The 9,731-nt window shown below is 73.0% G+C and carries 10 protein-coding genes; 2 read left to right on the forward strand and 8 right to left on the reverse strand.

The window, feature by feature from the left end; genetic code table 11:
* Positions 1–39 precede the first annotated feature (39 nt).
* The 3 genes from ACQRUO_RS24275 to ACQRUO_RS24285 all read right to left on the reverse strand — a co-directional run bounded on the left by ACQRUO_RS24275 (position 40) and on the right by ACQRUO_RS24285 (position 2,413).
* Entirely contained in the window at positions 40–471 is a 432-nt protein-coding gene (locus tag ACQRUO_RS24275; protein WP_428318161.1) for a hypothetical protein, read from the reverse strand.
* Between the two features lie 63 nt (positions 472–534).
* Complete coding sequence (locus ACQRUO_RS24280) at positions 535–1,365, reverse strand: heavy metal-binding domain-containing protein (protein WP_428318162.1); 831 nt, start codon at positions 1,363–1,365, stop codon at positions 535–537.
* Positions 1,366–1,450: 85 nt separating this feature from the next.
* Positions 1,451–2,413: a heavy metal-binding domain-containing protein gene (locus ACQRUO_RS24285; RefSeq protein WP_428318163.1), complete on the reverse strand. Its 963-nt coding sequence runs from the start codon at positions 2,411–2,413 to the stop codon at positions 1,451–1,453.
* A gap of 182 nt (positions 2,414–2,595) precedes the next feature.
* Between ACQRUO_RS24285 and ACQRUO_RS24290 the strand changes: the two genes are divergently transcribed.
* The gene (locus ACQRUO_RS24290; RefSeq protein ID WP_428318164.1) at positions 2,596–3,195 is read left to right on the forward strand and encodes a DUF998 domain-containing protein; all 600 of its coding nucleotides are present in this window, start codon (positions 2,596–2,598) and stop codon (positions 3,193–3,195) included.
* Positions 3,196–3,293: 98 nt separating this feature from the next.
* Here ACQRUO_RS24290 and ACQRUO_RS24295 read toward each other — a convergent pair whose 3' ends face one another.
* From ACQRUO_RS24295 to ACQRUO_RS24305, 3 genes are all read right to left on the reverse strand, one after another.
* Entirely contained in the window at positions 3,294–3,878 is a 585-nt protein-coding gene (locus ACQRUO_RS24295) for a TetR family transcriptional regulator (RefSeq protein WP_428318165.1), read from the reverse strand.
* 241 nt (positions 3,879–4,119) lie between these two features.
* Positions 4,120–5,310, reverse strand: a complete 1,191-nt coding sequence (gene glgA / locus ACQRUO_RS24300; RefSeq protein ID WP_428318166.1) for a glycogen synthase — start codon at positions 5,308–5,310, stop codon at positions 4,120–4,122.
* Between the two features lie 82 nt (positions 5,311–5,392).
* Positions 5,393–5,563 (reverse strand): hypothetical protein, encoded by a 171-nt coding sequence (locus ACQRUO_RS24305; protein ID WP_428318167.1) that lies wholly within the window; start codon positions 5,561–5,563, stop codon positions 5,393–5,395.
* Positions 5,564–5,758: 195 nt separating this feature from the next.
* On the opposite strand from ACQRUO_RS24305, the gene ACQRUO_RS24310 reads away from it, so the two are divergent.
* Positions 5,759–7,120 (forward strand): tetratricopeptide repeat protein, encoded by a 1,362-nt coding sequence (locus tag ACQRUO_RS24310; protein WP_428318168.1) that lies wholly within the window; start codon positions 5,759–5,761, stop codon positions 7,118–7,120.
* 127 nt (positions 7,121–7,247) lie between these two features.
* On the opposite strand, the gene ACQRUO_RS24315 is transcribed toward ACQRUO_RS24310, so the two are convergent.
* Positions 7,248–8,603 carry a phosphomannomutase/phosphoglucomutase gene (locus ACQRUO_RS24315; RefSeq protein WP_428318170.1) on the reverse strand — a complete coding sequence of 452 codons (1,356 nt, stop codon included), beginning with the start codon at positions 8,601–8,603 and terminating at the stop codon, positions 7,248–7,250.
* On the reverse strand, positions 8,603–9,731 hold a 1,129-nt coding region (gene glgB / locus ACQRUO_RS24320), incomplete at its 5' end, for a 1,4-alpha-glucan branching enzyme (RefSeq protein WP_428318169.1). The genes glgB and ACQRUO_RS24315, both read right to left, overlap by 1 nt.

Here is a 9,731-nt window from a genome sequence, read left to right on the forward strand (position 1 = left end):
AGCCGTGGTGCGGCCGGGCGTGCGCCGTGGGACGCCGGCTCAGTCGCCGTGGATCAGCCGCTCCAGGGCCGCGCGGGCCTGGGCGTCGGAGCGGGCCCGGGCGGCCACCGCGGTGGCCAGCTCGCGGGCCCACTCGTCCAGCGGCACCGGCCGGCGGGAGAGCACCACACCGCGCACCACCTTGCAGACCTCGCCCGCCGGGTGGCCCTTGACCACCGTGAGGATCAGCCGCTGGTCCGCGGTCGAGACCTCCAGCCGCTCGATCCGGCCGGGCCGGCCGGCCATCCGGTCGGCCATGCTGCGCTTGCGCTCCACGGCCACCGCGTCGGCCGGCAGCGCCTCGGCCAGCGCACCGGTCAGCACCTGGGTGTAGATCTCCAGGTCGGCGGCGTCGCGGCGCAGCGCGGCCGCGAGCAGGTCGAGCGTGCCCGGGTCCTCCGCGGCCGGTTCCAGCTCGCCGTGGTCCGTCATCTCGCCCTCGCTCCTTCGCACTCGCCCGTCGGCCCGGTCGGCCGCCGTCGTGCAGCCTACGGCTCAGCCGTCCAGGCTCAGCACCATGGTCGGCCGCTCGATCTCGTGGTCGGCCCGCAGCGGGCGCACCGCGGTGCCGATCGCGAAGAACTCGGTGGTGTGCCCGCCCCAGCGGTGGTTGTGGGCGTTCAGCTGCACCCCGACGATGCCCTCGGCCTGCAGCTCCTCGGCCTCCGCCTGCATCCGGGCCATCGCCAGCTCGCGGGCGTCGTAGAGCGCCTGGGTGTACTGCTCGATCTCCACGTTCTTGCCGATGTTGGAGAAGACCGAGCCCATCTTCTGGTGCGCGATGTGGTAGACGCAGGTGCCCATGGTCATGCCGAGCGGCGCGTAGCCGGCCCGGATCAGGGTCCAGAAGTCCTGGCCGGACAGGTCCGAGGTGAACGGCTGGCCCTTGTTGTTGCGCCAGCTGGTGCCGCCGGGGGCCGGGTGGTCCGCCTTCACGGCGGTGCCGACCGCGATGAACTCGGCGATGTCCGAACCGAACTCCCGGGCCTCCACGGTCAGTCGGACGCCGACGATGCCGTCCGCACCCAGCTGCGCCGCCTCGGCCTCCATCCGGGTCATCGCCAGCTCGCGGGCGTGGTACATCGCCTGGCTGAGGGTCTCCAGCTCCTGGTTCCTGCCCCAGCGCCCGAGCTGGATCCCGACGTGGTAGATCGAGCTGCCCAGCACCAGGCCGATCGGCTGGAACCCGGCCTCGCGGACCAGCAGGAACTCGTTGACCGACAGGTCGCTGGTGAAGATCGAACCGGGCTTGCCCGGCTCCAGCTCGGCCAGCCGCCGCATCGCATCGGCGGGAACGCCCTGCGCGGTGGGATCGAAGGTGCTCATGCGGGTCGTTCTCCCCTTGTCGAAGTGCTCGTGCCGATCGATCGACTGCGCAGCCGTGTGGTCGCCCCGGCGGGAGGCCGCCCGCTCACCGGAAGCCGCCCGACTGCCGGGCCTGGGCCAGCCGGCGGCGCAGCCGGTCCCCGCCCCCGTTCAGTGGCATCACGGTGAGGGTGCGCGGCTCGGCCGGGCGGGTGACGAACCTGGCGATCGCGGTGCCGATCAGGGTGCTCTCCACGATGTGGTCGGTCTGCTCGGAGCTCTGCGAGGTGCGGATGCAGGACTCCTCCCAGACCCGCAGCCGGCTGTCGGCCAGGATCACCCCGTCGCCGCCGTGCCCGACGCCCTGCTGGTGCAGCTGGTGCCGGGCGTCCGCGCGGACGTGGTGCACCAGCGCGCTCCACCCGTCGATCTCCTGGTTGGCCGCCCAGGCGGAGTTCTGCCGCCGGGTCCGGTAGTCGTCGTGCCGCACCCCGACGGACATCCCGACCAGCAGGTCCACCGGCACCCAGCCGGCCCCGACCAGCTTGGCGAAGCCCTGGCCGTCCAGGTGCGAGGTGAACGGGCGGCGCGGCCGCACGGGGCCGGCGGCCCGCACCGCGGTACCGATCACCTTGAACTCCAGGCAGTTCGGCGCCGCCGGGAAGGGCGCCATGGTCAGCTGGGCCGCGACCACCCCGTCCCCGCCGAGCGCGGTGCACTCGGCGCTCATCCGACCCAGCGCGGTGCGCCGGGCGGTGTCCAGCACCTCCACCAGGCCGGCCGACGGCGCGCCGTTGCCGGACAGCGCGATCCCCGCCGTCGCGTAGCCGCGCCCGTTCCAGCCGCCGCCCGTGTAGAGGCAGTCGTGGTAACCCCAGTACCGTCCGCTGCGCCCGACGTGGTAGACCGCCGACCCCATCACCTGGCCGACCGGCTCGAACCCGACCGACCTGATCGCGGCGAACTCACCCGTCGACAGCGCCGACGACCACGTCCCGGTGGCCCGCCCCTCGGCGACCCGCGCCGCCGCCACGGGCGGCAGCCCCACCCCGCTCCACGCCTCCGTCATGCGCTCATCCCGCATCCCATCTGGCCGCTCCGGCGCTCCGGTCGCCGGAGCACCAGCCACGGGCCCCGGCGAGGTCCGACAAGGCACCCTATGCGCCCACCGGCATCCGGTGCACCCGGGGTGCGGAGGTCTCGTCCGCGTGTGCACCCGGTCGGGCCGCTCCGGCCGCCTACCGTGGGCGGATGCGACCCATCCCGCGCTGGGCCCTGGTCTCCGCCGGCTGCGCGCCGGCGGCGCTGATCGCCGGCTGGCTGGCCGCCGGCCTGCTCCAGGGCCCCGGCTACGACCCGGCCCGACAGACGATCAGCTCGCTGGAGGCCGACGGCACCCCGAACCGCTGGCTGCTGGTGGCCGCCCTGGCCGCGCTGGGCTGCTGCCACCTGGTCACCGCCCTCGGCCTGCGCCCGGCCGCGGTGGCCGGGCGCCTCGCGCTGGCCGGCGGCGGGATCGCCTCGATCATGGTCGCGCTCTTCCCCGAGCCGGCCCACGGCGGCTCGCTGCGCCACGGCGTGATCACCGGGGCCGGGTTCACGCTGCTCTGCGTCTGGCCCTGCCTCGCGGTCCGCCGCAGCCCGGCCGCCCCCTGGGCGCTGCGCCCGGCCCCCGCCGTCCTGGTGAGCCTGCTGATGCTGGCCGGCGCCGCCTGGTTCCTGCTCGCCATCAACACGCACGGGCCCGCCGGCATCGCCGAGCGCCTGGTCACCACCACCCAGTCGCTCTGGCCGCTGCTGGTGGTGCTGTCCTGCGTGCGGGTGGGGGCGCGGCGGCTGTCGGAGCGGTGACCGGGACGCGGCGGCGGCCGGGAAGCCGCCGTGACCGGAACGCACGGAGGCCGGTCGAGGGGGACTCGACCGGCCTCCGTGCGTTCCGGCAGCGGGACTCAGGACTTCGCACGCGGCGGCAGCAGGAGCAGCCAGGTGTCGCTCAGGTCGCCCGGCCGGTCCGGGCTGCCGGTGGCCAGCGCCGTGCGGTGTCCCGCCAGCAGCGCGGCGAGCAGCAGGTCGGCCACCGCCTCGGCGGGCCGGTCCGCCCGCAGGTCGCCCTGCCGCTGGGCCTCCCGGACCAGCGCGAGGATCTCCTGGCGCAGCTCGGTCAGCAGGTCGGTGGGCGCGCGGCCGGCCGCCGCCTGGTCGATCAGCAGGCGCACGGCGGCGCTGATCCGGATGTCCGAGCGGGTCCGCGCGGCGAGGGCGCAGGTGAAGGTGCGCAGCCGGTCGAGCGCCGGGACGTCCGGGTCGGCGGCCGGCGCGAGCAGGATGCGCAGCGTCTCCTCGAGGTGTGCCACCAGGGTGTCGGCGAGCATCGCCTTGGAGGCGAAGTGCCCGTACAGCGCCCCCTTGGTCAGCCCGGTCCGGGTCGCCACCGCCTGGAGGTTGGTGCTCTCGTAGCCCAGTTGGGCGATCTCCGCGGCGGCCGAGTCGAGCACCTTCTCGTAGGTGAGCAGCGCCCGGGCCTGCTTCCTCAATGCTGTTCCTTCCTTCGGGCCGGGAGGCGCCGCCGGCCGCCCCCAGCGGGATGGTGAAGACCCTGTAAAGGACGTCTGCAATTGCATCCTCGCGCCTCGGCTCTTCTTGATCAAGAAGGAAGTGACAGAGTGAGTGACAGAGTGACAGGAACCTGGCCCACGCCGGTGCGTGTGGGGGCCGACCGGCGCGGGCCAGGTTGGGCGGGGCGGGCGGTGGGGGTGACCGCCCGTCCCGCCGGTCTCAGCGGCCGCCGGGCAGGGCCCGGTAGACGGCCATGGTCCGCTCGGCCACGCGGTCCCAGGAGAACTCCCGCACGGCGCGCTCCCGGCCGGCCCGGCCGAACTTCTCGGCCAGTGCGGGGTCCTCGATCAGGCGGTTGATCGCCTCGGCGAGCCCCGCCGCCAGGGCGGCCGGCTCGGCGGGCTCGCCGGTGCCGTCGGACACCGGCCGGTAGGGGACGAGCAGGCCGGTGTTGCCGTCGTCGACGACCTCGGGGATCCCGCCGACCGCGGTGGCGACCACCGCGGTCTCGCAGGCCATCGCCTCCAGGTTCACGATCCCCATCGGCTCGTAGAGCGAGGGGCAGACGAAGACGGTCGCGTGGGTGAGCAGCCGGCGGACGGTGACGGCGTCCAGCATGCCGTCGATGCGGAACACGCCGCTGCGGCGTCGGCCGAGTTCGGTCACCAGGTCGGCGACCTCGGCGGCGATCTCCGGGGTGTCCGGCTGACCGCAGCAGAGCACCAGCTGGGCGTCGGGGTGCAGGTCGAAGGCCGCCCGCAGCAGGTGCTGCAGACCCTTCTGGCGGGTGACCCGCCCGACGAAGAGCACGATCGGTCGGTCGGGATCGATGCCGAAGTGCTCCAGGGTGGCGATCGAGTGCTCGGGCCGGTAGGCCTCGGTGTCGATGCCGTTGTGGATCACGTGGACCCGTTCCGCGGCCACCTCCGGGTAGACCCGCAGGACGTCCTCGCGCATGGCGCCGGAGACCGCCACCACCGCGTCGGCGCCGCTCACCGCGGAGCGCTCCATCCACTGGGAGAGCGAGTAGCCGCCGCCCAGCTGCTCCGCCTTCCAGGGGCGCAGCGGCTCCAGGCTGTGCATGGTCATCACGTGCGGGATGCCGTGCAGCAGCTGGGCCAGCTGGCCGGCCGTGTTGGCGTACCAGGTGTGGCTGTGCACCAGGTCGGCCCCGGCGCAGTCGCCGGCCATCCCGAGGTCCACGGCCAGGTAGCGCAGGGCCGGGTTGCTGCCCTGCTCGTCCTTCGGCAGCGGGTAGGACCAGGTGTCGGGCTCGTCGCGCGGCTCACCGAAGCAGCGGACCCGGACCTCGGTCAGGCGGCGCAGCGCCCGGGTCAGCTCAGCGGCGTGGACGCCCGCGCCGCCGTACACCTCGGGCGGGTACTCCCTGGTCAGGATGTCGACACGCATCTCGGATCCGTTCTGGGTGCGCTGCGCGCCCCGGGGTCAAGGGGGTCGGTCGACTGGCGGGGCGACCGGGTGGGTGGCGCAGTCAGCAGCAGGGGTTGTCGCTGTCCGGGGACACGGTGTCGGTGGGGGTGCCGGAGGTCGCGGCGGGCGGCGCGGACTGCGCGGAGGCGACGGTGACGGCACCGGCCACCGAGAGCGCCAGGCCGGTGGCGAGCAGGACGGCGGAGAAGCGGGTGGCGAGGCTCTTGGTCATCGGTCTGGCCTTCCGATCGGGCGGTTGGTTGACACCTAGAGTCAAGAGGAATTGACAGACTCTGTCAATCAATCTCCTAGCGGTTCTCGTGGATGGCTTGGACAACGTTAGGTTGAAGTCAGGAAGCCGCTTGGCGGCTCACGGACACTCCTGTAAAACAGGAAGTCAAATGGGGTCTCTCGGAGGTTAGAAATCGTGGACCAGACGCAGAGCGGGACGAGCGGGATCGGGCAGCGGCTACGTGAGCTGCGCCTCAAGCGGGGGCTCAATCAGCAGGACCTCGCCTCCGAGGACATCTCGATCAGCTACGTCTCCTTGATCGAGACCGGCAAGCGGGCGCCCTCGGAGGCGGTGCTCAAGAGCCTGGCGGAGCGCGTCGGCTGCTCGGTGGAGTACCTGCGGACCGGGCACGACGACGCGACCGTCAAGGAGCTCGAACTCAAGGTCGCCTTCGGCGACATGGCCATGCGCAACGGGTCCAACGGCGAGGCGTTGCAGGCCTACAGCGAGGCGCTGGCCTCGGCGCCGCTGCTCAGCAACGCCATGGTGACCCGGGCGCGGCTCGGCCAGGCGCTGGCCTTCGAGAAGCTGGGCCGGCTGGAGGCCGCCATCCAGCTGCTGACCACGCTCTACGAGGACCCGGCCACCGTGGCCGGCTCGGCGGAGTGGGCGCAGCTCGCCGTGGCGCTCTGCCGTTGCTACCGCGAGTCGGGCGACCAGATCATGAGCGTCGAGGTGGGCGAGCGCGCTATGCGCAAGCTCGACAGCCTCGGTCTGGACCTGACCGACGACCACATCCAGCTCGGTTCCACGCTGGTCAGCTGCTACCGGGACCGGGGCGACCTGGGCCAGGCCAACCTGGTCGCCGCCCGGCTGATGACCGTCGCCGAGCAGATGGGCTCGCGGGTCGCGCGCGGTTCGGTGTACTGGAACGCGGCGCTGGTCGCCAAGTCGCAGGGCCGGGTGGAGGAGGCGCTGGCGCTGGCCGAGCGCGCGTTGATGCTGATGGCCGAGACCGACAACGTCCGCCACCAGGCGCTGCTCAAGTCCGTGTACGCCAACCTCATCCTGGAGAGCGACTCCCCGGACCTGGAGCGGGCCAGGACCCTGCTGGACGAGGCGCAGCTGGGCCTGTTGGAGGTCGGGACCGCCGGTGAGCAGGCCTGGAACGAGACCCAGCTGGCCCAGCTGTACATCCAGTTGGGCGAGTTCGACGAGGCGGCGGCCCGGGCCAGCCGGGCGCTCGGCCTGCAGCGCACCGACTCGCGGTGGGACTCGGCCACGGCACGCCTCGTGCTCGCCGAGGCCCAGTTCCTCGGGGGCGACCAGCTGACCGCGGAGACCACGCTGCGGGCGGCCGAGCGGCAGCTCGACCAGCTCGCCCGCAATCGCCACTCCGCTCAGGTGATGCGCCGGCTGGGCGACCTCTGGCAGCGGTTCGGCCACCCCGCCGAGGCGATGGCGGCCTACCAGCGGGCGTTGACCAGCATGGGCCTGCGGGCGCTGCCGGACACCAAGGCGACGGCGCTTCCCGGCACCAACCAGCGCAACGCCTGAGAACGGACGGAGAACGACCAGCAGGACGCTCGAGGACCACTCGAAGCGGCCTTGAGAAACCCCCGGAGAAACCGGGACGCAGGAGTCCGGCCACGAGGCAGGGGCCGGACTCCCGCGGTGCGGCGGGTCAGCCGACGATCTTGAGCACGCGCTCCCGCAGGCGCTCCAGCGCCGGCTCGTCGGCCGCCTCGGCGTTCAGCCGCAGCACCGGTTCGGTGTTGGAGGCCCGCAGGTTGAACCAGGAGCCGTCCGCGAAGCTCGCGGTGAGCCCGTCCAGGTGGTCCAGCACGGCGGCCGAGTCGCCCAGCGACCGCTCGACGGCGGCCAGCGCCGCGGCCGGGTCGGCCACCGTCAGGTTGGTCTCACCGGCGTTGGCGTAGCGGGTGTACCCCGCCACCAGCTCGGACAGCGGCCGGTCGCCGGCGGACAGCTCCGCCAGGATGTGCAGCGCGGCCAGCATGCCGGTGTCCGCGAACCAGAAGTCGCGGAAGTAGTAGTGCCCGGAGTGCTCGCCGCCGAAGACCGCCCGGTGCTCGGCCATCAGCGCCTTGATGAACGAGTGGCCGACCCGGGAGCGCACCGGCACCCCGTCGGCGGCCTCGATCACCTCGATTGCCGAGCGCGAGGTGATCAGGTTGTGCACCACCCGGGCGCCGGGCTCCAGGGCCAGCAGTCGGGCCGCCACCAGCGCGATCACCGAGGAGGCCGGTACGGCCTCGCCCCGCTCGTCCACCGCGAAGCACCGGTCGGCGTCGCCGTCGAAGGCCAGGCCCAGGTCGGCCCCCTCGGCCCGCACCCGCTCCTTGAGGGCCGCCACGTTGGCCGGCTTCATCGGGTCGGCCTCGTGGTTCGGGAAGCTGCCGTCCAGCTCGAAGTACATCGGGACGATCTGCAGCTTGGGGTGGTCCAGCACCAGCGGCACGGTCAGCCCCGCCATGCCGTTGCCGGCGTCCACGACCACCTTCAGCGGACGCAGCGCGGAGAGGTCCACCAGCGAGTGCAGGTGGGCGGTGTAGTCGTCCAGCATCGCCACGGTCCGCTTGCGGCCCGGGGTGGCGGCCGGGGCGGGCGTCTCGACCGGGTCGGTGAGCGCGGCCCGGATCAGCTCCAGGCCGGTGCCCTCGCCGATCGGCACCGCGCCGGCCCGGCAGAGCTTGATCCCGTTGTAGGCCGCCGGGTTGTGGCTGGCGGTGAACATCGCGCCGGGGACGCCGAGGCGCCCCGAGACGAAGTACAGGTAGTCGGTGGAGCCCAGGCCGGCCTCGACCACGTCGACGCCCTGGTCCAGCAGGCCGCGGGCGAAGGCCTGGCAGAGCGCCGGCGAGGAGTCGCGCATGTCCCAGGCCACCGCCACCTCCCGGGCCCCGGTCAGTTCGGCGAACGCGACGCCGACGCGGTAGGCCACGGCCTCGTCCAGCTCCTGGGGCACCAGGCCCCGGATGTCGTAGGCCTTGACGAGACGGGCAGCGAGTTCGGGCTGCATCATGCTCCTTGGGTAGTGGGGGAGGGGTCCGGCACCAGCCAGAGGGTGGCCAGCGGGGGCAGGGTCAGCTGGGCGCTGTACCGCTGCCCGTGCCACTCGACCGGCTCGGCTTCGACCGGAGCGGTGCCGGCGGCGCCGCTGCCGCCGTACGGGGTGGCGTCGGTGTCCAGCACGGTCCGCCAGCCGCCCGGTACGGGCAGCCCGACGCGGTGGGCCGCACGGACGACCGGGGAGAAGTTGGAGACGGCGACCAGCGGGGTGCCGTCCTCGGCGTACCGGACGAAGGAGACGACGTTCTCCTCGGCGTTGCCGCCGTCCAGCCAGCGGAAGCCGGCGGGGTCGGTATCCTGCTCCCAGAGGGCGGGGGTGTCCCGGTAGACCCGGTTCAGCTCGCCGACCAGCCGTTGCAGGCCCCGGTGGTCGCCGTGGGCGGGCCAGTCCTCGCCGAGCAGCCACCACTGCGGTCCGGCGTCGTGGTCCCACTCGGCGCCCTGGGCGAACTCCTGGCCCATGAAGAGCAGTTGCTTGCCGGGGTGGGCCCACATGAAGGCCAGGTAGGCGCGGTGGTTGGCGCGCTGCTGCCACCAGTCGCCGGGCATCTTGGAGACCAGCGCGCCCTTGCCGTGCACCACCTCGTCGTGCGAGATCGGCAGCACGTAGTTCTCCGAGTGGGCGTAGACCATGGAGAAGGTGATCTCGTGGTGGTGGTACTGGCGGTAGACCGGCTCGCGCGCCAGGTACTGCAGGGTGTCGTGCATCCAGCCCATGTTCCACTTGAAGCCGAAGCCGAGGCCGCCGGTGTCGGTGGGGCGGGTGACGCCGTCCCAGGCGGTGGACTCCTCGGCGATGGTGACCACGCCGGGGCAGCGGCGGTAGAGGGTGGCGTTCATCTCCTGGAGGAAGGCGACGGCGTCCAGGTTCTCGCGGCCGCCGTACTGGTTGGGGGTCCACTGGCCGTCGGGGCGGGAGTAGTCGAGGTAGAGCATGGAGGCGACGGCGTCGACGCGCAGGCCGTCGATGTGGAACTCCTCGCACCAGTAGAGGGCGTTGGCGACGAGGAAGTTGCGTACTTCGGTGCGGCCGTAGTCGAAGGTGAGGGTGCCCCAGTCGGGGTGTTCGGCGCGGTGG

The organism is Kitasatospora sp. LaBMicrA B282 (genome assembly GCF_050325825.1).
Lineage (GTDB): Bacteria > Actinomycetota > Actinomycetes > Streptomycetales > Streptomycetaceae > Kitasatospora.

Excerpts from the sequence above, each read along its gene's own strand:
- ACQRUO_RS24275 (WP_428318161.1), bottom strand. The coding sequence starts at position 471 with ATGACGGACCACGGCGAGCTGGAACCGGCCGCGGAGGACCCGGGCACG.
- ACQRUO_RS24280 (WP_428318162.1), bottom strand. The coding sequence starts at position 1,365 with ATGAGCACCTTCGATCCCACCGCGCAGGGCGTTCCCGCCGATGCGATG.
- ACQRUO_RS24285 (WP_428318163.1), bottom strand. The coding sequence starts at position 2,413 with ATGACGGAGGCGTGGAGCGGGGTGGGGCTGCCGCCCGTGGCGGCGGCG.
- ACQRUO_RS24290 (WP_428318164.1), top strand. The coding sequence starts at position 2,596 with ATGCGACCCATCCCGCGCTGGGCCCTGGTCTCCGCCGGCTGCGCGCCG.
- glgA (WP_428318166.1), bottom strand. The coding sequence starts at position 5,310 with ATGCGTGTCGACATCCTGACCAGGGAGTACCCGCCCGAGGTGTACGGC.
- ACQRUO_RS24305 (WP_428318167.1), bottom strand. The coding sequence starts at position 5,563 with ATGACCAAGAGCCTCGCCACCCGCTTCTCCGCCGTCCTGCTCGCCACC.
- ACQRUO_RS24315 (WP_428318170.1), bottom strand. The coding sequence starts at position 8,603 with ATGCAGCCCGAACTCGCTGCCCGTCTCGTCAAGGCCTACGACATCCGG.